Here is a 24,767-nt window from a genome sequence, read left to right as displayed (position 1 = left end):
TCTCTTTCTTTTCACTTAATCTATTATTATAATTACCATAAAGCTTCTTACTTAATTGCATATTCTATCTACTTTGGTAGGCTTTCAAGTAAATACTTTCTTGTTATTGACTTATTACAACTTAACATACCCTCTGGTTTTCCTTGAAATAGCACATTTCCACCTGCCATTCCTCCAGTTGGTCCAAGTTCTATGATATAATCTGCATCCTTCATTACATCAACACTATGCTCAACCAAAAATAAACTATTACCTTCATCTACTAACTCATTAAAAAGCTTCATTAGCTTTCTTACATCTTGAAGATGAAGTCCATCTGTTGGTTCATCAATTATAAAAATAGAGTTCTTTTTATTAAGCTTGCTTGCAAGTTTAATACGTTGAAGTTCTCCCCCTGATAAGGTTGTCATAGATTGATTAAGATGAAGATAACCAAGTCCTACCTTTTGTAAAGAATCTAACTTTTCAAGAAATTTTGCTCCATGAAAAAACTCTACCGCTTCATCTACTGTAAAATCCATAACTTCTGCTATAGTTTTATTTTTATATTTATAGTCTAAGACTTCCTTTGAGTATCTATTTCCATGACAAAGATCACATAGTGTTTCTATTGAATCCATAAAAGCCATCTCTGAAACAATAACTCCCTTTCCTCCACATGCAGGACATGCACCCTTAGAGTTAAAGCTAAATAATGATTTAGATACCTTATTTTCTTTAACAAAAATATCTCTTATTTCGTCTGCTATATCTAAATATGTAGCTGGAGTTGATCTTAAGTTTATACCAATATCCTTTTGATGAATTAAGACTATTTCCTCATCATAATTTTCATTGAAAAATTCCATTAAAGAACTTTTACCTGAGCCAGCTACCCCTGCTATTACTGCTAATACTCCCAAAGGTAGTTTAATATTAATATCTTTTAAATTATGTAAATTAGCATGTTCTAATGTAACCCATTTTTTTACTTCTCTTAAGGATTTCTTCATTGAAGTTTTATTGGTAATTAATTTTCCTGTTAAATTATCTGATTTTATAAGTTCCTCATAGGAACCTGTAAAGATTATTTCTCCACCCTTAGCTCCTGCTTCTGGCCCCATGTCTATTATAAAGTCTGCCATGTTAATAATTTCTCTATGATGTTCAACTATTAATATTGTATTTCCATGTTCCTTTAATTTAATTATGGAGTCCTTTAAAAGCTGTATATCCTGTGGATGTAGTCCAACACTAGGCTCATCTAAAACATATACCATATCAGTCAAAGCTGAGTTTATATATTTAGCAATCTTAATTCTTTGTGCTTCTCCTCCTGATAAAGTTGAAGTTCCTCTACTTAAAGAAAGATATCCAAGTCCTATATCCATTAAAGCTCTTAAACGCGTCACAAGTTCTCTTTTTAAATCCTGAGCTAAGTTATCTTCTATGTTCTTTATAAATTCAATTGCATCCGGTATAGGCATATCCGCTACCTCTGCAATATTTTTATCATTTATTTTACAACTTCTTATTTTATCATTAAGTCTTGAACCACTACATTCTGGACAAAGACCTGTTTTCACCATTTTATTTAGTATTTTTTCGTGTAACTTCCCCTCCTTGGTGTTTATTACACTTCTATACATTCTCGGATAAATACCTTCAAACTTTGCAGTTTTAGGCCACTGCTCTGGTGGATTTTTAAGCTTTATTTGAGGAGAATATAAAAATAATTCTAATTCTTCCTTTGAATAATCCTTAATTTTTTTATCTAAATCGAAAAGTCCACTGTAAGCATATCTTTTCCATCTCCATGCCCCTGTAGTAAATGCAGGGTAATTTATAACTCCCTCATCATTTAAGGACTTATTAAAATCTACAAGTTTATGTATATCTAAATCCTTAACAAAACCTAATCCATCACAACGAGAACATTTTCCTGAAGGATGATTAAAAGAAAAAATATCTGAATATCCTACAAAGGGCGTTCCAACTCTTGAAAAAAGCAATCTTAAAAGGGGGTATATATCTGTATATGTACCAACTGTAGATCTAGAATTTGCTGAAGGTTTCTTTTGATCTATTACTATAGTAACAGGAAGATTTTCTATTTTATCCACCTTGGGCCTTCCATACTTAGGAAGATATTGTTGCACAAAAATAGGAAAGGTTTCATTTAACTCTCTCCTTGATTCAGCAGCTATAGTATCAAAGCAAAGTGAAGATTTACCTGAACCTGAAACTCCAGTAAAAACAGTTATTTGCTTTTTAGGTATTTTAACTGATACACTTTTTAAATTATTTTCCTTAGCATTTATTATATTTATAAAGTTCTCTTTAAAATTCTGCACCTTTAGCTCCTTTTACAGCCTAGATTTTAGTTATAATATTAATGATTGATTAATATTACAATTATATCCTTATGCAGAAATTATGTCAAAATTAAAATTTTTATATAAAGTACTAGTGCCGTAACTCTTTAAATCTTATTTATCAATGTTATTCTTCTGCACTACAGTCTTATTAAATCTGTTTTTAAAAAACTTTTTAGTCCTTGGAATAAAAACTTCTAATATTAATGCTAAAATAATTAAAAGCCATAAATACCAAAAATCCATAAAAAATTTCATCATTATATCTACTATTTTCAAATAGTTCACCAACTTCCAAGGAATTTTCCTTTAATTTAGTATGTTTCTTACAGAACTTATTTCAACTATTTTTTATTATATATATATTATAAAGCATTTTCATATAATTTTTATATAAATTTATATTCCTTAAGAAATATTTTAGAATTTCTGCTATTACCTAGGTTTATTATTCTTAATAATAAACTACAATAGTATAAAAAATTTAATATATATTTTACTTTATACTATGAAAAAAATAAGGCTATACCACAAAAGTTATTCATAATATATCTGATAAGTTATCTTCTAAATACCTATCTCTATATTATATTTATAACTCTAGTGAAATAGCCTCTTAATTAAATATATGCAGTTTTATAATTATATTTTAAGGTTAATTGCAATAAAAACCATCTTTTATTTTATTGAAGTAAAACTCACATTCACCATATATAATAACGGAATCTCCTTCTTCTAATGGTCCTATTACACACACCCTTGATTCTGTTTCTGATGAATTTTTAAACCTTCTAATATATCTGAGATCACTATCCTTACTTATTACGAAAACATATCCTATAGACTCCTTGCTTAATAATTCAATTTTATAAACTCCAGGTATAAAATCTCCTCCATGACTCTGTATTTTATAAATTCCATGACTTACTAAGTTAGTAAATCTATTATCCTTATTATCTGCATATACTTCTGTTTGCATAAATGAAAAAGAGATTATTAATGCAACTATGAAAGAAATTATTTTTTTCATTTAATCACCTCATAGATAGCATTATCTTTTACATATATATTATTCTAAGTCATAAGGAAAACTATATATGTAAAGCTATGAATTAGTGCCTTACTTTTCCAAGCTCTTCTTTGTCCCTCACAAACTATATTTAATATTTTTCACCCTCTATTTATGTATCAAAGATTTTTACTTATAAAAAGGATGATAGCTTTAATCCTATCATCCTTATACATGAACTTTACACTGAACTTAAAATACTTGTATATTACAAACTTTTTTAAATTCAACTCTATAATTTGAAATACTAGTCTAAATTTATATAAAATCACTTTTAATATACTTATAAACTTATAATGCATTTTTTATGTTTTACTCAACAATTTTATAGTAGATTCTTGCCGTTATAGCAAACACAATTGCATAAATAGCTGTAAATATTAAAATAGTAACTATTGTAGTCATCATAAATAGCGGCTTATTTATTAAATTTAAAACTGCAAGTAGCTTGGTAATCATAGGAAAAGCAAAAGCTATATGAATAATTGTACATAACAGTGGCAAGAAAAATACCATTAACACTTGATTTCTTATGGTTTTTCTTATTTCTTCTTTGCTCATTCCCACCTTTTGCATTATCTCAAAACGCTCTTTATCATCGTATCCCTCTGAAATTTGTTTATAATATATGATAAGTACTGTAGCCATTAAAAATAATGTTCCCAAGAAAATCCCAAGGAAAAATAATCCTCCATTCATAAGCAAAAATGATTCTCTATTTTCATCTACACTATCTACTGAGGCTTCTAGATTATTCTCTACAAATCTAGCTCTCAAATCATTGCTAAGTGATATCATATCCTTATCTTCACTATTCATATCAAAAGCTATTGTATATGCTGAGCTTTTCATATCACTGTTTATTTCTTCAATATTATTAGTAATAATTACATAAGAGCTTACTATATCAAGTGGGTTTTTATCCATAAATGGCAACTTATTTAGTTCTTCTTTTATTTTAAAAGTCTTCTCTCCAAAAGTGATAGTATCTTTTTCATAGCTATTATCTGTAGAGAATATCATAATTTCATCACTATTAAGTGTAATATTTTTTTCTGCCATTCTATTATAATCTTTAAGATTAATAGTCATTATTGCATTTAATTTTGAATCATAAGCAGATCCTGCCTCAAAGGAAAACTTATCATCATTAATTTTAGAAACTACAAAAGAATTATAAGTATAATTGAAAGCATTTTTAATTTTAACGTTATTTTCTTTTAATTCCTTATCTAAAATATCATCTACTCTTTCTATATTTTCACTTCTTATATTTTCAGTGTAAATTGTAATATTTCTAGGATATCTATACCTTAAGGTATCTTCCATTCCTACATATAAAGATGCTGTTGTAGATAAAACCACAAGAACAGCACTACTTAAAATACATATGTTAGCAAGTCCTACTGCATTTTGCTTCATTCTGTACATCATAGTTGAAACTGAAATAAAGTTTTTAGTTTTATAGTAAAACTTTTTATTTTTTCTTAGGAGCTTTAAAAGTGCTATGCTTCCAGCTGTAAATAATTCATAAGTTCCTATCATAACTAAAATAACAGCAACAAAGAATAGACTTAAAGCTTCTAGTGGATTATCAACTGTTAATGCTATTCCATAACCTGAACCAAGAGCTATTAAGCCTATTATAGTCATAATTATCTTTGTTTTTGGTTCTTTCTCACCATGTTGGCCACCCTTTAAAAGCTCAATAGGATTAGATTGCTTAATTTGAAACAAATTCCACAGTAAATTTACTAAAAATATACTAATAAAGAGAGTAGTTGTTAACCCTATTGAGGATGGATCTATTTGAAATCCAAGAACTACTTTAAAATTAAGCATTTTTAAAAGTAATAAAAACATTAGCTTATTTAGAACTATTCCTCCTAAAAGTCCAATTACTAAACTTATTACTGAGATAACAAGATTCTCTAATAACAATACCTTAGCAATATGTTTTTTATCAAGTCCTAATACATTATATAAACCTATTTCTTTTTTCCTTCTTTTTATAAGAAAACTATTTGTATAAAAAAGAAATATAAAAGAAAATATTGCTATTATAACAGTTCCAAAGGATAAAATAGTTTTTAAATTTGCTGAGCCAGCTACTTCATCTAATCCCTTATTTATAGAAAGTGAATGCATAATATAAAACATAATAATTGTGCATATACAAGTAATTATATATGGAATATAGGTTTTACCATTCTTTTTTATATTACTTATTGCTAATTTAGAATAAAATAAATTATTCATTTGCTCCACCTCCAGTGGCAATCACTGTTAGTGTGTTAGAAATCTTTTCAAACATCTCTTCATTGCTCATAGACCCTTTATAAAGTTGATGGAATACCTCCCCATCCTTAATAAATAATACTCTTCCAGCATGGCTTGCTGCCTTTGTACTATGAGTTACCATTAATATTGTTTGCCCATTTTTATTAATATCTGTGAATAAATTTAATAAATAATCTGTTGCCTTAGAGTCAAGTGCCCCTGTAGGTTCATCCGCTAATATAAGTTTTGGATTGGTTATAAGTGCTCTTGCAACCGCAACTCTTTGTTTCTGTCCACCTGATACTTCATAAGGATATTTAGCTAATATATCTTTAATTCCCAATTGTACTGCTATAGGCTCAAGTCTTTTTTCCATATCTTCATAGTTTTTACGTGATAATACAAGTGGTAGAAATATATTATCCTTTAATGAAAAGGTATCCAGTAAGTTAAAATCTTGAAATACAAAGCCTAAATTCTCTCTACGAAAGGCTGTAATTTCACTTTCTTTTAAAGATACAATATTTTTTCCATTTAAAAGCACTTCTCCACTAGTTGGTTTATCTAAGGATGCCAATATATTTAATAAGGTAGTTTTCCCTGAACCTGATTCACCCATAATAGCAACGTATTCTCCTTCTTCTACTGAGAATATTACATTGCTTAAGGCCTGAACTTGATTTCCTCCAAACCTTGTTGTATATACTTTTTTCAAATTATTAACTTCTAATAATGCCATTTTTTCTTCCCCCTAACTCAATTCTAACTATACTTTTATTATAAGAAAAAAAGATATAAGCATCCATAACCTTAGCTTACATCTTATCCTGCAACCTTACACTTCTGTAAGGTATTCTTTCTATTCAATAATAGTATTTATAGAAGAAAGATCTATTTTCACCATAGTACCTACTCCTACCTCCGAATCAATTGCTATCTTATGAGATAACTTTCTTAATATTTTTTTACAAAGATATAATCCTATACCCGTAGCTTTCTTATCCATGCGGCCATTATATCCTGTAAAGCCTTTTTCAAATATTCTAGGCAAGTCTTCCTTTGCAATTCCTATTCCTGTATCCTTAATTATAAGAGTTTTTTCTTTTTCATCACTGATGTATATAGATATACTTCCCTTTGAAGTATACTTCAATGCATTGGAGAGGATTTGCTCAATCACAAAAACTAACCATTTCTCATCGGTTATAACATTACACTCTATTTTCTTAAAATCTAAAGCGATACCTTTTCTTATAAAGATCTTAGCATATTTTCTAACTGCTTGCTTAACTATACTATCCAGATCATAGGTTTTAAAATCTAAATCTGAGGTTGAGCTTTCTATTCTTAAATATCCTAAAACCATCTCCACATACTCTTCTATTTTAAAAAGTTGCTCTAATAATTCCTTATTTTGCTCATTTTGTGACTTTTGTAGAAGTAATCTCATAGCAGCAATAGGAGTCTTTATTTGATGTGCCCAAAGAGTATAATAGTCCATCATTTCACTTTGTTTCATATCACTTTGTAAAGCTGCATCTTGCTTTAATTTATAAATTTCTATTAAAACCTTTGCATAATCCTCTTCTAATAATCCCTTTGCATCTGGCATTGCATCCAAGGAGTTATTAATTTGTTTTTTTAAAATCAAAAGTTTATTATGCTTTTTATAATTCTTATAAAAGTCAATTGCCATAAATATAAACCCTACTATAAAACATAAAGCAAAAGCATATACTATAGCTTCCTTTTCTAAATTATATAAAGAAAAAACGCCTAAAAATATTACTATAAAAATTCCATATAAAATCAAATTTTTTATCTTATCTCTAAGATATCTATAAAAAATGTATATAAAAGATTCTTCATTCATATTATTCCACCATATACCCAATACCTTTTTTTGTTTTTACGAAATCACTAAGTCCCATTTCGCTAAGTTTTTTTCTTAAGCGAGTCACATTTACTGTTAGGGTATTATCATCAATATAGCTATCACTTTCCCATAATCTAGTCATAATATCATCTCTGCATACAGCCTTGCCTACATTCTCAAGTAAAATTTGTATTATTTTAAACTCATTTTTGGTAAGCTCTATTTTGAAATCTTTATATTGAATAGTTGTATCATTAAGGTTTAAAACCACTCCCTTATGTTCTATTACATTCATTGTACCATTAAAAGAGTATGTTCTTCTTAAAAGTGCTTGGATCTTTGCTACTATTACATTTAAATCAAAGGGCTTAGAAATAAAATCATCTCCCCCCATATTCATGGCCATAACAATATTCATATTGTCCGACATTGACGAAATAAATATAATAGGAACCTTTGATATTTTACGAATTTCACTACACCAATGATAACCATTAAAAAATGGTAAGGATATATCTAAAAGTACTAATTGAGGATCAAAAGACACCACATCTGTAATAACATCATTAAATTCAGAAACATATTTTGCTTCATAACCCCATTGTTTTAAAGCGCCCTCAAGCTCCTTTGCAATTATCATATCATCCTCAACAATTAAAATCCTATACATAAAATTACCCCTATTTTATAATTTATATAATATTACTCTTACCTTCTGCAGACTATATTTTCTTAAAGAGTCTACATTTATCCTTATTTAAAAAACATAGCAAAACATAAGTTATAGAATAAAGCTTCAATACCTTTAAAATATATCTGATTATACATATGTATTGTAAACCAATAAGTTTGAATCCTTATGATTTTCTTAAAACACTATTTATCTCATTTTCCGTTAAAGCTCTATATTGACCCATTTCTAAAGTTTCATCTAAGCTTAAATCACCAATGGAAATTCTCTTTAAATATATAACATAACACCCTGCAGCCTTCAACATACGCTTTACTTGATGCTTACGTCCCTCTGAAATAGTAAGATACCCTGAAACAACTGGTGCATCATATCTACTAGGCTCCATAGAGTAAAACTTACTTACATTAGTAGTTTCATTAAAATATCCATAGTCCTTACACTCTACATTATCAAGCTTTGCGGGTTTTGTAATATCTTCATCTTCACCAATAGAAATTCCACTTTCCAATAAATTAATCTTAGTTTCATCTAAAAATCCTAAAGCTATGAAAAAATATCTCTTTTTAACATGCTTTTCTGGACACATTAAATTATTATTAAAGTCACCATCATTGGTGAATAATAGTAATCCCTCAGTATCTTTATCAAGCCTTCCTACATGAAATATTCCCTCTGAATTTTCTTCATGAAAAAAATCAAACACAGTTTTGCTGAATTCGTCTTTTCTAGCTGTAATATACCCTGCTGGTTTATTAAACATATAGTATACTCTTCCACTATGCATAACCACATCATCAAGATATGTAATAACATCTTTATTTTCATCAATTTCTAAATACGCTTTTATTATAACTTCGTCATTAACCTTTACTTTTCCTTCTTTAATATAATTTCTCACATCTTTTCTTGTTCCAACAGATGCTTCTGCCAAAAATTTATCTAGTCTCATCTTGTCCCCTTTTAATCCTTAGTTAACTAAAACCTTTAGTCATTAAATTACTTTCTATTATGCTAAAATTCTTATACTAATATACAATACTTTTTATTTTGCGTAAAGTTATGATAATTCACCTTACCTAAACTCTAATATTTAATTCAAGAAAAATAAATCATATATGTATATCTTCTAATAAATAATCTTTCTTATATTTATATAAGGTCCATTATAGAGTAAATTTAATAATTAATATAAATGTAGTCTATTAATTAGAACTTATATATTCTACTAAGCTTTCTTAAAACTATTTATGGTTAACTATCCTTATAAAATAAATATAGCTATTAACACAACTGAACTACATTAATTATAACTTATATAATAATAAAAATCCTAGGCTCTAAATAACCTAGGATTTTCATTATATATTATTTATCTTAAATATTCTTCAAATTTACTGTTCAATTATAAAAAATACTTTTTAAGTTATTAACTCATTGTAGCTCCATCAACTGATAAAATTACTCCTGTGATGTAACTTGCTAAGTCACTAGCTAAGAAAAGGAATGCATTAGCAATATCCTCTGGCTCTCCAACTCTTCTTAAAGGAATAGTAGCGATTAAAGGCTTTATAACCTCATCTGGAAGACTAGCCACCATATCTGTGTTAATAACACCTGGTGCAACAGCATTAACACGTATATTATCCTTGCCAAGCTCTCTTGCAAGAGATTTAGTAAGTCCATTAACTGCAAATTTAGATGCTGGGTATCCACAACCTGCTGGTTGACCATAAATGCTTACCATTGAACTTGTGTTTAAAATTACTCCGCCCTTTTGCTCCTTCATTATGTTAGACACAACTTGACAGCAATTAAAAACTGCATTAACATTCAAATCCATAATTTTATTAAAATCTTCTGCTTTATATTGATATATGCTATCTCTTGCTGAAATACCCGCATTATTTACAAGTATATCTATGCTTCCATATTTATCTTTTACATCTTTAAAAGCTTCCTTTACTTCTTCATAGGAAGTTAAATTAGGAGCAATACCTTCTACTTTATAATTACTATCTTCTGCTTTAAGCTTTTCTACAGCTTTATCTGCTGTTTCTTGTTTTGAGCCACATAAAACAACTGTTGCTCCGTTCTCTAAATATTTCTTTACAATAGCAAAACCAATTCCTCTTGTTCCACCTGTTACAATAGCTACTTTACCCTTTAGCATTTATGCATTACCTCCTTAATCTATCTACTTAAATTAATATTCTATATAGTGTGATTATATCATCATTTTTATTTATATATATGAAAAATATAAAAACTTCACACTTTATTAAATAACAGTTATTATTTAATAGTTATTGAAAATAAGTGCGTTTTTTTATACAATTTATTACCTTCTATCATTTTAAAATATGTTATCTCATCCATTCCATAGTATACTTTGCTATTAACCATGGATTGTCCCAATGAATCAAATGAGTAGTTCCCTCTAAGACTCTCACTATAGAGTTAGTTTCCTCTTTAAATTTCTTTACCTGCAATTCTCTAATTTCTCTCCAGCCATCTGGAAGAGTAGCCTGAAGAAGTAATATAGGTACGTCTATCTTATCAAATAATTCATCAGTAGGATACTTATACATAGATTTAATAGCTCCTCTTGCAGTTCTCCCCCTAACTGCAAACCTAATCTCTCCACTTTCTTCTTTTTTCATTAAATCCTTAGCTGCAACCTCTAATAAATCTGACCATCTTAAATAATTATTTTTCTCACACTCTAAAAAACTTTCCCAATTAGAAAATACATATCCATCAAAATCGCTTTCATAAGACTGTATTTCCTCATCTAAAGTGCAACTAGGTTTAAATCCAAGTTTACTTTTATCTACTTTAGAAAAATACTCATACTCAAATGATTTTACATGATACCCTCCATCTAGTAATAAAATTTTCTTTACTTTCTCAGGAAAATTCACCGCATAATGAAGAGCAATACATCCACCCCAAGAATGTGCCATTAAATAAAGTTCATCTTTCTCTATTAAGTCAATTACATTGCAAAGCCATTTTAATAAGTTTGGAATTTCATACTCTTTATCAGTTTTAAATTCAGTAGTTTTTCCATGTCCAGGTAAATCAATAGAAAAAATATGATACTCATCTTTTAAAAAATTTGCTACTTCTAAAAAACTAAGACTTGTACTTCCTAAACCATGTATACAAATAAGAGTCGGTTTTCCTTCATTTCCCCATTCATAAACCCTAGTTTTCATATCACCACTATTCAAAAATTTTTCTTTCATAGTTTATACTTAGTAAAAGAGTATCTTTCAATGCATAACACTCTTACCAAATCCCCCTTTATTATTTATCTGATTCTTTATAATAATTAATATACTTCTTCGAAACTTAAACTTTAAAACTATAATAATTACTTTTCTTAAGTTTTATTAACTTTATTTTAAATAAGTTCACATAATTTATATTTACAATGAATATAAAAATAATATATACTGTGCTTAAGATATCTTAAGTTTAAAGTCAAAGAATTTTTAGTAATTATTATCTTAGTAAAGTGTTTCACTTTATCTTTATAGAAATCATTTAATTTGCTTAATAATTCTTTTATTGTATAATTTTATTAATCATTCTCCATTCTATTTAGAATTAACTATTACTACTTTAAACCTAATTCTAAATTTAAATGTAGTTTTATAATTGAAATCCATATAACTTAATTATAATAAACTTAAGATTATAAATACAGATAATCATTTAACTTATCGCAATGTTCAAAATTATTAAATAATTATTCGAAGGAGATTATAAAATGATAGATTTTCAAAATGCTTCATATTTAAAATTAAAACCTGTTGATCCTCAAGATGGATATAAAAAAGTTGCTCCACTTCTAATTGACGGTGAAAACATATTTGCTGCACTAAAGAGCGTAAGAGATATGGTTATCTTTACAGATAAACGTATAATCGCTGTAAATGTTCAAGGAATGCTTGGATCAAAAGTAGATTATACTTCTTTACCTTACAGTAAGGTACAAGCTTTTTCAGTTGAAACTGCAGGTACTTTTGACTTAGATTGTGAACTTGAATTATGGTTCAGTAGTCTTGGTAAAGTTAAATTTGAAATCAAAGGTAACTTTGACATACGTACATTAAGCAAACTTATAGGAAATTACATCTTATAATAAATAAAGGTACTGCATAGCTTCTTTTTAAAGTAGACATGCAGTACCTTTTAATTTTTTGTAAATTTACCATACTTAAATATACTTTCTCCTGTAAACCTATACATCTTACTTTATCATAAAAATATTCAATACCCTCTTCAATTGTAATACTTAACCTAATAGCCTGATATTTATCTTCCACTCTATTTTATTCAAATTATCATTGAATTAAAAATTCATAAGCATATTCTTCTTGTTTTTCAAAACCCATTTTTTCATATAATTTCATTGCACTAATATTATCATGTGATGTAGCTAGCATAGGAATCTTATCTTCTTTAATTGCAATTTCAATCATTTGAGCAACTAATTCCCTTCCAAATCCTTTATGTCTATATGGATCCTGTATATAAACACTTGTTATTTCTAAAAAATTATTAGTTCTTCCTATAAACCTAGACATTCCAACGGAATTGTTTTTGAAGTCTAATAAATAAATACCATTATTAATCTTCTCTAATATTTTTTCATTATTAGATATACTTTCTATTTCTTCTTCCGTCTTCGCTTCTAAAAATAAGGTTGTAAAACTTTTCACCTTATCTATATCTTCTTCATTAGAAGTAGCCAATCTAATTTTGCAATTAAATTTCATATTAATATCTTGATATTTTTTAATATTTAACCTATAAAAAATATCAGGACTTATAGTATTTTTGAATTCTAAAATTTCAAATAAGGCTTGTACATCCTTTAGCTTCCCTGCTAATAAAATTTTATTATACTTTATCTCCTTAATCTTACATCCTATATCATTTAATCCTAATTTTGATGTATATGCAAAATTAGTTAAATCTGAGTTCCCATCATTCTTTACATGTAAAATTGCAGTTATTTCTTTTTCATTCTCACTTATATACAAATCTCCTAACTCACTATTACTGCTTTGAATTAATTCAATTAAAATAGAGTTGTACATTTCATCTTTATATAATAATTCTAATATTTTTTTCCTTAAACGCTCTGTAATAATATTAACTTTTCTCATTATACTTCCCCAATCTTTAAACTATATGTTATCTTAAATGCTCCTCAATTACAAAGTCTTCAAATTCTTCATCTAATATATCCATGTATACCTCATCATACTCATGTTTTCCATAAATAATAGCTTTTCTTCTCCTACCTATTTCCTTAAATCCACATTTTCTACAAAGGTTTAAAGATGCTTCATTAAAAGAAACAACTTCAACCATAATATTTTTAAGATTAAGTATGTTAAATCCAAAGTCTAATAGTAATTTAGTAGCTTCAGTTCCTAATCCCTTACCTCTGTTATCCTTTTCTCCAATAAACATACCCATAACAGCATTTCTACTAATAAAGTTAATTCGCATAAGTCTAGCAATTCCTATTACTTCATCCTTGCATTTATCTACTATATAAAATCCATATCCACTTCTACTATTCATCCCCTCTAAATATGATTTTTGTATTTCATATGAAATCATATCAGATATATCCCCCGTTTTAAGTGCTACATCTATATCATTACTCCACTTAGCAACAATTTCTGTTTCACTGATATCTACTGGAGATAAAAAACATCTTTCCCCTACTAATTTTCTTAACTTATTCATTTTTAATCACCCTTCCCCATAATTCAAAATTAAACTTAAGATTTACTTAGATTTTTCACAAATTATAATATAGGATTTTTTATTCTTAGAGTTTTTTATTGTTACTTTTGAAAATCCACATTGTCTAGCCTTTTCTGCTATTTCTTCTATTTCATATAACTTAAACCCTTGCTTAGTATAAGCTAAACTTTCAAGCCACTCCTTAGAATAAATAGCATTTACAAATCTACCGCCTTGCTTTAAGACTCCTTGTATTTCTCTTAATCCCTTCTCCATATCATCCCAAAAGTAAATTGTATTAACAGAAGTTACATAATCAAAACTTTCTTCTTCATAGTGTAGGTTACAAACGTCTCCAATTTCTAAATTAATTTTATTACGTAAAACTCCTTCTTTATTTCTCTTAATTGCATTTTCTTTCATGTCCTCGGAAATATCTATTCCATTTATGTCACACTTGCATTTATTATAAATATTCTTTATTAAATAACCATTGCCATATCCTATATCCAATACTCTCATATTATCTTTATTAATTATTTCGTTGAGAACAAGATTATACTGTATCTTATTTATTCTATTCATAAAAAAACATGCTATTTTTCCTAATATACCTTGAGGATTTCTAAATTGACTCCCTACATACTCCGAAATTTTCAATTTACATATCCTTTCCTTTCATAGTATTAATTTGGGTATATATAATAACTCATACCCAACTACTTAGCCTTTTATTGTTATAACCTTATAATAAAATATTAAAATTTATAAAATATACTAATGTAGTTTTAACATTTAGAAGTATATATTAATATATTTTATTGATTTGATTATTTAGTTTTCTAAATTGATTTTGAAATACTACACGATTACATTACTCTAAAATTCTGCTTGTTTCTTACTTTTCTTTATTTATCCAATTCTTAAAATTAACTAAATTAATGTTGTTACTCCAAAACTTTATAGCTTCTTCATGTGTAAGTTCTCCTATAGTACAATTTAATGAATCTGGTATAACTAATCTATCTATCATAGAGCCACCTTTGCTTTTAACTTCTTTCACTATTGTACCTTTAACTTCACTTTCAAAAACTCTAGTATCCCCAGACATTGAGCAGTAAACTAAACAATCCTTTATAATGATGCTTCTATCCTCTTTGTCTTCTAAAAGTTTTAGTATATCCTCTGCTTTTAACCATTTATTTATATATTTTATATATGGTCCAGGAAATCCATTTAATCCATTAATGTAAAACCCTGCATCAGTAACTATAACATCTGATTTTAATTGTTTTCTAGCCCATATAGCCGAGTATTTAGCAACTTCTGAAACATCAAAGCTTTGAATTTCTGGTGTATCTAATTTATTTTGTATTAGTGTTATTTTACTATCACTAAAAACATTGGCTGCAATTTCAAATTTCATTTTATTGCCTGTAACATAATTTATATGCATAACTTATTCCCCAAAACTTATTAACTTATTATGTTCCTTTAATATAAAACACTTATGAGAATTTGAACTTTTACACTATTTCCATAACGCTTACTAAGATTCATTTTAAAATGCTATTATTCTTTATACTTAACTTGATTTGTTCTATTTTTTATCATTTTTTCCAATTAATATACATGAATTATTATATCATATTTACCTTCTATAGTATATGGTTTTATATGCTATTCCTATTCTTTTAAGCTTCTTTAAGAATACAAAAAGACTGTTACATTAAAATACCCAATATATTATATGATATCTTCAAATGATATAATATACATAAGTTTTCTAATATAACAGTCTGTTAAATTTAATTTTCTCTTAAGCATCATATTTAAGTTACTAATAAGTTAATAAATATAACTTAAATTACAATTTACACTTATTAGAATTTAAAGTTATTGTAATTTACCTATGAGGTATAACAGTAGCATCTTTTAAAATATTATCTATTTGATAATCAAAGACATTAAATTCAATCTTATCTTGTGTTAACTTCTCAATTATTTCTTGCTTTTCTTCTGGAAAAAGTCCAGATTTATTAATTTTCTCAAGAACATCTTCTAATTGATATATAACACATTCTCCTTCATAGGCTCCTAAACTCACACAGATTCCAATAGTAGCTTCTAAGGGTTCCGTTGCATAGTCTTCATAACTCAAGTCTATATCATTATTTAATCGTCCAACTTTCTCTTCATAATATCCTTGAATAAACATATGCGTATCTTCTTCTTTCCTAAATCCCTTTGTTTCTCCATCTGGTAACACAATTATATAGTTATTCATTTGTAACACTCCTTTTAAAGCATTTATAAACCATATAATTTAAACTTTCCATATATTCATTTACTTATACTAATTTTCACCTATCAACTTTAAATACTCTTCCAAGTTTTTCTTCCAAGAGTCATACTTTTTATCATTACGATGGTCAGTTAAGTCAGTGTTTTGATATAAATATTCACTAATATACCTAGTTACCTTTCTAGCTCCAGAGAAATTTACATGATCACCTTTGTCATGAGTATCTTTTTCCCAATCTATATTAAGTTCATCAGTATTTAAGTTTAGATCCATAAAATTTAATTCATTATCTTCAGCAAAGGATTTGATTCTATTATATTTTGCATAACTCCAACAAATTGGTGATGGTGATGTATATAATATTAATTTAATATTTTTTTCTTTACACAGCTCTACTATTTTATTTAAATAATACATAGGAACTGATTTAATCTCTTCAATATCATTAGTTTGCTTTACATAAGGACCATTTTTATATGCATTTACCACCCTATTATAATATGCTCCTTTTAAAACACCTTCTTTATATCGTTTTTTGTTGTTCTCTTCTCTTTTTTTACTATCAAAAACATTTTTCCAATCATCATGATCTTTGTATATTGAAATATTTTCCTTAGCCATACTATCTACTACTTTATTTAATTCACTGCCTATATTAGCACTTCTATGTATAGAGTTTGTTTCAAGCATAACTACCTTAGGACTTTGGTTTTGAAGTGACTTTTGTAACAAATAATATGTATCTTGCAACCTTTGCCCTGGAACACCTAAATTATATCCTGTGAATCCATACTCATTCCATATCTCCATAGGCTCTATACTTGCATAAGCTTCACTATCTCCAATAACTAGATAATCAATAGTGTTAGCCTCTTCCTTTTCAACTCCCTTATCAGTAGCTTTTGGCGTAAAAAATAAGGATACAACAACCAATATAAGCACAAAGATACCTAAAAATGCAACTGGTTTTATTATGTTTTTAAAGCGCATAGCTCTCTCCTCCTAAAATCCTGCATAAATTAGTTCTACTGGAATATATCCTGGTCCATAAGCACCAAAAATAATTATTATAAGTAAAACTGAATAGTAGAAACTCCAACGCCATACAATATTCCAGCTAGCTACTTTTTCACGAATACAAATTCCTTTTTCATTAAGCACTCCAAAAATAAATATTATTATAAGCGCTATGAAAACTATAATAAAATCACTTTGTGAAACTCCTAGCTTAAATATAGATCCATCTGTTAAAGCTCCCCATGAGAATTTTGTAAATATAGACTTAAACATTATTAAACCAGCTTTTAATCCATTAGCTCTAAAGAATAACTCTCCAGTAAAAATAATTATAAGCATTTTTATAAATTGAAAACATCTATAAAATATATTTTCTCTTTTTATTTTTAAAGCTAATAAGATTTTTTTATTCCATGGTTCTATTATCTTTCCAAGTAAAATCAATACGAAATAATATACCCCAAAGAATATATAACTCCATCTATCTCCATGCCAAAGTCCATTACAAAGCCATACAGCCAATAATGGAATAATAGTAGGAATAATTTGTCCTATATGTTTTCCAAATTTCTTTCTTGACTTTTTACCAAGCTTTTTCACAAATTTAGTTAATGACAAGGGATAAAATATATAATCTTTAAACCATGTTCCAAGGGTTATATGCCATCTCTGCCAAAACTCTGATGCTGTCCTTGAAAAGAATGGTTGTTTAAAGTTCTCAGGAATTTTTATCCCAAACATTTCACCAACACCAATAGTTACATCAATAGTTCCTGAGAAGTTCATATACAATTGTATTGTATAACAAGCTGCAGCAACTATTATTATTATTCCGCCATATTTTGTATAATCATTAAAAACAGTTTTTACAAGAGCATTTAATCTATCAGCTATAATAAGATTTTTAAAGATTCCCCATATAACTCTTTGAATTCCAAAGGTTACATTTTTATATTTAAGAGGCTCTCCCTTATATAAATCCTGAGCTGTATCCGAATATCTACAAATAGATCCTTCCATTATTGTTGGAAAGAACGACATATATAAAGCTAACCTAGCTAAATTATCATCAGCTTCAATTTTTTCTTGATAAACATCAGCAATATATGATACCGCTTGTAAAGTATAAAATGAAATACCTATTGGTAATGCAAATTTTACTTCTGGTAATAACTTAGGTAGTGACACTAAGTTGAAAATATCATTTATATTATCAAAAATAAAGGTCGAGTATTTCAAAAATATCAATATACCTATATGAAATAAAATAGCAAAAATCAAAATTCTGTGTCTTTTCTTTTTATACCAATTTTTAAGTTCAGTAGTATCCTCTGTATTCTTTTCTTTCTCATGATATTTTTTCTTACATGAATCAAGCCAAAGCCCAATGCCATGAATTGAAATCGTAGATAATACCAAATAAATAATTAACTTATTACTTATTAAAAAGAAAAAAGTATAGCTTGCAATCAATAGGATTGACCATCTATACTTACGTGGTGTAATTCCATATGCAAGCAAAACTAATGGTAAAAAAATAATAAGATAAATAGGGGAAAGGTAACTCATATTAGCTCTCCCTTTGTAATCTTTGAATCATATTCCACATAGCCTCAACTGAATTAAAATTTGCTGGAACTAAATCCACTGGTCTAATTTCAATATCAAATCCATCTTCTAATTCTGTAACAAGTGATAAAATAGATAATGAATCAAGGTATCCCTCATCAATAAGTCTTTTTTCTTTTTCATAATCAATTGTAGAATCAATTTCATCTAAGATTTCAAGTAATTTTTCCATAGTTTGTACCACCTTTTTTTAATAATTTTTATCTTGTATATAATTTAATTTATCAGTAGGAAAATTATTTCTAGCTAAAGAAAATCCATTTTCTTTGGAGTATAAAATAACCTGTGGAAGTTCACGACTTAAAAATAAAGAGATTCCTTCACATACAGAATATGCTCCTACTTTTTTAAATACTAACTTGTCCTTTAATTGAAGATTAATAAAAGGATATTGTTTTATAAGTACATCATTCATGGTACAAAGAGAACCACAAACTGTCCACTCCTCTACTTCACCAGACTCTTCTTTATTTAAATGAATTATTGGAGGCTTTTTCATTGCTAACATTTGTCCATAATAGTTAATGTGATGAATACCACCATCAACTATACAGTAATTCTGTCCTTGATTAGACTTTATATCAACTACACTAGTAATATAACTACCACAAGTTGCTGCAATAAATCTTCCAACCTCTAATACAATTCTTCCTTTAAACTTTAATTTTGAAAGCTCCTCCGCAAGAATATTTAAAACCTCATCTTCACAATCTTTTTCTTCTTCAAAATACGAAATAGGAAGTCCTGGTCCATACTCTAATCTTTTTGCATCAAAACCATAAGAAGTTTTCAAATTTTCACAAAAATCATCTAGCATATTAAGTTCCTTTTTTATTCTTCCACCAGACTTTTTCTGTGTACCTGAGAAAAACTGTATTCCTTCAATTTCAATATTCTTATATGAGTTTCTATTAGAAATAATTTCTTCTATGACCTTCTCATCCATACCAAATTGATTTCCCATAGTTAATCTAAGCAAGACATTAATACTTACATTATGCTTGCACGCACACTCTTTAAGGTTTTGCCATTGCATTAATGACTCAACAGTATAAGTTATCTTATGTCCATAATTTACAATAGCATGTTCTATATCATCTTCATTCTTGTATACACCAGACATAATTATTTTTTCCATATTTATCTTTGCTCTTTCACAAATATGGAATTCTCCTGGTGAGCAAACCTCAAAGCTATCAATTACATTCTCCATACCCTTAATTACAAAAGGGTTGGCCTTCATTGCATAACATAACTCAACATTTTTACCAAGCACAGATTTAATTTTTTTAATCTGCTTAACTAAAACATCTATATCAAAAATGTAAAAAGGTGTCTTGTATTTAGATATAGCCTCATCTAAAAAGTTATCATACATTTTTTTATTTTACCTCCCATAATCCTTGAGTTTTTTTCTGTCTATCTTGCCATTTTTGCTTATCGGAAGCTCATCCATTGAATGAAAAATCCTTGGTATCATATGAATAGGTAAAGATTCTTTCATTCTTTTCTGCAATTCTTTCTTTTCTATACTTCCAATATAAAAAGCGACTATTCTATTTTTATCACTTTCAAAAATACAACAAGCTCTATTAACCTCAGGGTAACTATTTAATATAGCCTCTATTTCTTCTAACTCAATACGATGTCCCATATACTTTATTTGAAAATCCTTACGTCCTGAGAAGCAAAGATCTCCATTGCTATTATAAAAAGCAAGGTCTCCTGTTCTATATATAGGCTCCATATAAAGTGAATTCAAAGGGTTTTGTACAAAGGCTTTGCTTGTTTGCTCTTTGTTATTGTAATAACCTAAAGCAAGTGCTGTGCCTGATACACATATCTCACCAATCTTATCCTTTTCTTTAACCTCTTTATCATCTTCATCAAGTAAAAATACCTTTTCATTAGGAAATGCTTGTCCTAAAGGTAAAATCTCACTGTCTTTCACTTCTTTATCGATACAGTAATATGTACAGTTACAAGTTATTTCAGTAGGACCATATAAATTCACAAAACTTGCTTCTGGCAATGCTTCTTTCCACAGCTTCAAATGTTTTATAGGCATTACTTCACCACTAAACAATATTTTATTAACACTTGTTGGAACCTTATATGTTAATCCCTTTAATTGTGTTATTAAACATAATGCTGAAACTGCCCATATCATTGTTGTAATTTTTTCATCACACATATAGTCAAGTAATAAGGTAATAATTGAAAAATATTGCTTTGGTATTATCACCATAGTTGCTCCAAGCTTTAAAGTTGAGTATATATCCTTTACAGATACATCAAAATCAAAAGGAGCTTGATTTCCAATTACATCATTTTCCGTAATATTAAATATATTAGGGAAGTACTCCATGAAATCTATAACACTTCTATGGCTTACTAATACCCCCTTAGGGACACCTGTTGAACCTGATGTAAAATTACAATAAAGTGGATCTATATCTAAAGTTAATGCTCTTATACGCTTTAACTCATCTTCTCTTATTTCACCTTTTATAAGCTCACTATAATCAAGTAAATGACCAGAAAACTGTAACTTTCTAATATCATCTACATATTCATGTTGTGTTATTATACACTTTGCCTGCGTAACCTCTAAAATCTGCTGAATACGTGCTTCAGGTTGCTCTGGACTAATAAAAACATAAAAGCAACCAGCGTGTACTATTCCCATAAAAGTACTTAAAGCCTGTACGCTCTTTTCCATAAATACAACTATTGGTTTCCTTGGCTCTTCATATTCTAATAAAGAACTTCCAATATGTTTAGCATTCTCAAGTAAATTTATATATGAACAGCTACTTTTATTATCTTTTACAGCTATTTTGTTAGGATATTTTTTAGCTGAATCTTCAAGATATTCAAGTACATTCTTCATAGGTGTAATCTCCTTTCTAACAAAATAAATATAAGCTGATATCTAGTTTGTTAAATAAGTTTTTGTGGTAATACACGTTTTATAACTTTATATAAAACAACCAACTTAATATGAATATGATATCAGCTTAAACTTAATTGATTCTTTATCAAACCTTAAGATTTGTAAAGAATCTTTTCGATATATTTACAATAAAAAGTTATTTTCAATTTTTTTGCGTATTTTTATGAAATATAATATTAAATTGTGTCTTATATGGTAGAATAGGATGCTTAGCAAGATATATTTTTCCTTCATGCTTCTCCACTATTTCCTTTGCAACAGATAATCCTAATCCTGTACCTTGCTTATTAGATCTTGCTTCATCACCTATAACGAAAGGATTAAATATTGTTTCTATAATATCATTAGGTATACCAACTCCGTTATCACCTAATGTAATTTCTATACTACTCCCATCGTCATTTATTGAAAAATAAATAGAGGTTTTAGGTGGATTATACTTCTGAGAATTTCCTATTATATTATCTATTACTCTTTTCATATGAGCTCTGTCAATTTCATAATAGATTGGATTATCAGGGATATCTACTTCAAGAAAATACCCTGCAAGCTCTAATTCTTGATACTTATCAGCAAGCAATTGTTTAAAAAATTCACAAAGATTAGTTTTTTGTAAATTCAAAACAAATTCTGGATGTTCAAGCTTACTATACTCACTGAAAGTGTCTATTAAATGAGAAAGCGTATCTACCTTTTTACAAATAGTATCTAAATATCTTTCTCGTTGATTTTCTGGAACTATTCCGTCTTTAACAGCATTGGAATATCCTTGAATAACAGTAATAGGCGTCTTAAAATCATGTGAAATATCAGCAAGCATTTTTTTCCTAGCTTCATCTAAATTAATTCTTTCTTTTTCACTTTCATCAAGTCTATTAGCAAGCTCACTAAAGTTATCTACTATCTCTACAAATTCATATGGACCTACATAACCCTTAAGATCTGTGTCTTTTTTATTCATATAATCAACAATTGCTTTATTAAGGGGATCTAATAACTTTTTGGTCCTTTTATTTAACCAAATAATAGAAATAATTATCATAAAGATATATATAACAATAAATAATATCCAATTATTTTTCCAAAGAAAAATAATCTGTTCATATTTATTATTACTTAAAGTTTTCACCATAAATACAGCGTATCTTTCTTCCCCATAATTGTTATAGAACTTAATTTTTCTAACTTCTGCTTCATCACTATATACACCCATATAAAGATTTAATTCATCTTCCGTAAAAATCTTTCCTAAGGAAAATAACTCACCCTCTATTACGCATAAATCTTCATCAAGTATTGAATATGCATTAAAGTAATCACTTGAAGTCTGCCCTTCATCAAATTGCACAATAAGTTTTTTTGTTCCTTCTGATGTTTGATATTGAGATACTGAGTATATATAATCCTCTTGTGTATCAGGAATACAATTTATTTCATCTAAAGAAAAGGCAGAGAATTGACTTTTAGAAGTTGAATAAATCATCTTTCCTTCTTCATCAAAAATGAACATATCATGATTTTTTCCAAGATATTTATTCAAAACAATGCTACTGTACTTTTCTGCCTCTAAGTTTCCAATTTCCTTTATTAGTTCTGTATATTTAGGCTTATAGGATATGCTTGAAGTATATATTGTAGTTGCACCATATATCAAAAACACTATACTCAAAAATGCTGATATAAATACTATTTGGTTTTTAGCAAGCAGTGAAAAAAAACTTCCTGTACTTCGTCCTTTATTATGGTTGCTCAATTTTATACCCCAATCCTCTTACAGTTTTAATGTATTTAGGTTTCTTTGGATCCTCTTCTATTTTCTCTCTTAGTTTCGATATATGTACCATCATAGTGTTATCATCACTTTCAAAAAACTCTCCACATATACTTTCGTAAATTTGTGTCTTAGTAAAAACTCTTCCTGGTGATTTCATTAACTTAACAAGAATTTTAAACTCCATAGGTGCAAGATTGACGTACTTTCCATTTTTTTCAACCTTAAAAGAATTTATATCAACGGAAAGTTCCCCTAAAGAAATCTTGGAAGTTCCATTAATATTAGTGTTGCTTATATTTGCTTTACTGTCTCCAAGATCATAAAACCTTCTCAAATTAGAATTAACCCTTGCTATTACTTCCATAGGACTAAAAGGTTTCGTTATGTAATCATCTGCACCTATATTAAGCCCCAGAATTTTATCATATTCTTGATTCTTCGCGGATAACATAATAATAGGAATATTACTACGTTTTCTAATCTCTTCCGTAACACTATATCCATTCATTCCTGGCATCATAACATCAATCACAGCTAAATCTATTTTTTCATTTTCTGTGATCTTAACTGCATCTATACCATTATATGCAGAAACTATATTATATCCTTGACTTGAAAGATAAAGCCTCAATAATTCAACTATGTCTGGATCGTCCTCTGCAATTAATATAGTATAGTTCATATTTATCATCCTTTCTGATACAACTTAATTTATTTAACTTACATAATTATTTTAATATTATTATCTTAGTATTTTTCTTTAATCTAAAATTTATTTAACTTAAATTATTTCCTAAGAAATTTAGATATTTACTTTTACAACTTAAAATAATCACTTAAATTCCATCTTCATTTTACCATTTTAATGTTTTTGTGCCAATCTATTTCAAAAATTTTAACCTTTTTTTAAACTTTCAATAAAAAAAAAAGCTATTGCACTAAATTATAATGTCAACATACTATTATTTATAAAGTAACTTACTTCATATATTGAGGTTACATTTCTTTATGCAATAACTTCTTACTTAATAAATACCTTTA

23 protein-coding genes are annotated in these 24,767 nt (G+C 27.8%); 1 reads left to right on the top strand and 22 read right to left on the bottom strand.

The genetic code is table 11. From position 1 onward, the window contains the following. Positions 1-68 precede the first annotated feature (68 nt). The 10 genes from BUA48_RS00890 to BUA48_RS00850 all read right to left on the bottom strand — a co-directional run bounded on the left by BUA48_RS00890 (position 69) and on the right by BUA48_RS00850 (position 11,491). Positions 69-2,333 (bottom strand): ATP-binding cassette domain-containing protein, encoded by a 2,265-nt coding sequence (locus BUA48_RS00890; RefSeq protein ID WP_072829126.1) that lies wholly within the window; start codon positions 2,331-2,333, stop codon positions 69-71. Positions 2,334-2,468: 135 nt separating this feature from the next. After that, the gene (locus tag BUA48_RS15455; RefSeq protein WP_178138927.1) at positions 2,469-2,633 is read right to left on the bottom strand and encodes a hypothetical protein; all 165 of its coding nucleotides are present in this window, start codon (positions 2,631-2,633) and stop codon (positions 2,469-2,471) included. Positions 2,634-3,009: 376 nt separating this feature from the next. After that, positions 3,010-3,384, bottom strand: a complete 375-nt coding sequence (locus BUA48_RS00885; RefSeq protein ID WP_072829124.1) for a hypothetical protein — start codon at positions 3,382-3,384, stop codon at positions 3,010-3,012. A gap of 351 nt (positions 3,385-3,735) precedes the next feature. Then, positions 3,736-5,682 carry an ABC transporter permease gene (locus BUA48_RS00880; RefSeq protein WP_072829121.1) on the bottom strand — a complete coding sequence of 649 codons (1,947 nt, stop codon included), beginning with the start codon at positions 5,680-5,682 and terminating at the stop codon, positions 3,736-3,738. Continuing rightward, entirely contained in the window at positions 5,675-6,442 is a 768-nt protein-coding gene (locus BUA48_RS00875; RefSeq protein ID WP_072829119.1) for an ABC transporter ATP-binding protein, read from the bottom strand. The genes BUA48_RS00880 and BUA48_RS00875 overlap by 8 nt, the downstream gene beginning before the upstream one ends. 120 nt (positions 6,443-6,562) lie before the next feature. Continuing rightward, complete coding sequence (locus BUA48_RS00870) at positions 6,563-7,576, bottom strand: sensor histidine kinase (RefSeq protein ID WP_072829117.1); 1,014 nt, start codon at positions 7,574-7,576, stop codon at positions 6,563-6,565. Position 7,577: 1 nt separating this feature from the next. Next, the gene (locus BUA48_RS00865; protein WP_072829114.1) at positions 7,578-8,249 is read right to left on the bottom strand and encodes a response regulator transcription factor; all 672 of its coding nucleotides are present in this window, start codon (positions 8,247-8,249) and stop codon (positions 7,578-7,580) included. Positions 8,250-8,436: 187 nt separating this feature from the next. Beyond that, the gene (locus BUA48_RS00860) at positions 8,437-9,222 is read right to left on the bottom strand and encodes a pseudouridine synthase (protein ID WP_072829112.1); all 786 of its coding nucleotides are present in this window, start codon (positions 9,220-9,222) and stop codon (positions 8,437-8,439) included. A gap of 477 nt (positions 9,223-9,699) precedes the next feature. After that, on the bottom strand, positions 9,700-10,443 hold the full coding sequence (locus tag BUA48_RS00855) for an SDR family NAD(P)-dependent oxidoreductase (RefSeq protein WP_072829110.1): 744 nt from the start codon (positions 10,441-10,443) through the stop codon (positions 9,700-9,702). Between the two features lie 193 nt (positions 10,444-10,636). After that, the gene (locus BUA48_RS00850; RefSeq protein ID WP_178138926.1) at positions 10,637-11,491 is read right to left on the bottom strand and encodes an alpha/beta fold hydrolase; all 855 of its coding nucleotides are present in this window, start codon (positions 11,489-11,491) and stop codon (positions 10,637-10,639) included. Positions 11,492-12,048: 557 nt separating this feature from the next. Here BUA48_RS00850 and BUA48_RS00845 point away from each other — a divergent pair. Next, complete coding sequence (locus BUA48_RS00845; RefSeq protein ID WP_072829104.1) at positions 12,049-12,423, top strand: PH domain-containing protein; 375 nt, start codon at positions 12,049-12,051, stop codon at positions 12,421-12,423. 202 nt (positions 12,424-12,625) lie between these two features. Here the strand turns inward: BUA48_RS00845 and BUA48_RS00835 are convergent, their stop codons facing one another. From BUA48_RS00835 to BUA48_RS00780, 12 genes are all read right to left on the bottom strand, one after another. Then, positions 12,626-13,453 carry a GNAT family N-acetyltransferase gene (locus tag BUA48_RS00835; protein ID WP_072829099.1) on the bottom strand — a complete coding sequence of 276 codons (828 nt, stop codon included), beginning with the start codon at positions 13,451-13,453 and terminating at the stop codon, positions 12,626-12,628. A gap of 28 nt (positions 13,454-13,481) precedes the next feature. Further along, a complete protein-coding gene (locus BUA48_RS00830) occupies positions 13,482-14,045 on the bottom strand; it encodes a GNAT family N-acetyltransferase (RefSeq protein ID WP_072829096.1) in 564 nt (187 codons plus the stop codon). 42 nt (positions 14,046-14,087) lie between these two features. Beyond that, entirely contained in the window at positions 14,088-14,705 is a 618-nt protein-coding gene (locus tag BUA48_RS00825; RefSeq protein WP_072829093.1) for a class I SAM-dependent methyltransferase, read from the bottom strand. A gap of 238 nt (positions 14,706-14,943) precedes the next feature. Then, positions 14,944-15,501 (bottom strand): non-canonical purine NTP pyrophosphatase, encoded by a 558-nt coding sequence (locus BUA48_RS00820; RefSeq protein ID WP_072829090.1) that lies wholly within the window; start codon positions 15,499-15,501, stop codon positions 14,944-14,946. Between the two features lie 450 nt (positions 15,502-15,951). Beyond that, positions 15,952-16,332: a hypothetical protein gene (locus tag BUA48_RS00815; protein ID WP_072829087.1), complete on the bottom strand. Its 381-nt coding sequence runs from the start codon at positions 16,330-16,332 to the stop codon at positions 15,952-15,954. Positions 16,333-16,401: 69 nt separating this feature from the next. Then, entirely contained in the window at positions 16,402-17,340 is a 939-nt protein-coding gene (locus BUA48_RS00810) for an SGNH/GDSL hydrolase family protein (protein WP_072829084.1), read from the bottom strand. 12 nt (positions 17,341-17,352) lie between these two features. Then, a complete protein-coding gene (locus tag BUA48_RS00805; protein ID WP_072829082.1) occupies positions 17,353-18,936 on the bottom strand; it encodes an MBOAT family O-acyltransferase in 1,584 nt (527 codons plus the stop codon). Between the two features lies 1 nt (position 18,937). Next, positions 18,938-19,168, bottom strand: coding sequence for an acyl carrier protein (locus BUA48_RS00800; RefSeq protein WP_072829080.1), 231 nt, complete (start codon positions 19,166-19,168; stop codon positions 18,938-18,940). Between the two features lie 18 nt (positions 19,169-19,186). Then, entirely contained in the window at positions 19,187-20,374 is a 1,188-nt protein-coding gene (locus tag BUA48_RS00795; protein ID WP_072829078.1) for a diaminopimelate decarboxylase family protein, read from the bottom strand. 9 nt (positions 20,375-20,383) lie between these two features. After that, positions 20,384-21,889: an amino acid adenylation domain-containing protein gene (locus BUA48_RS00790; protein WP_072829076.1), complete on the bottom strand. Its 1,506-nt coding sequence runs from the start codon at positions 21,887-21,889 to the stop codon at positions 20,384-20,386. Positions 21,890-22,094: 205 nt separating this feature from the next. Continuing rightward, a complete protein-coding gene (locus tag BUA48_RS00785; RefSeq protein WP_072829075.1) occupies positions 22,095-23,705 on the bottom strand; it encodes a sensor histidine kinase in 1,611 nt (536 codons plus the stop codon). Then, complete coding sequence (locus BUA48_RS00780; RefSeq protein WP_072829073.1) at positions 23,692-24,408, bottom strand: response regulator transcription factor; 717 nt, start codon at positions 24,406-24,408, stop codon at positions 23,692-23,694. Before BUA48_RS00780 ends, BUA48_RS00785 begins: the two co-directional genes overlap by 14 nt. Positions 24,409-24,767: the final 359 nt, after the last annotated feature.

It is taken from the genome of Clostridium collagenovorans DSM 3089, assembly GCF_900130005.1.
GTDB lineage: Bacteria > Bacillota > Clostridia > Clostridiales > Clostridiaceae > Clostridium_D > Clostridium_D collagenovorans.
Note: the sequence above shows the minus strand (reverse complement) of the source record. Positions and strands in the feature narration are given on the sequence as shown.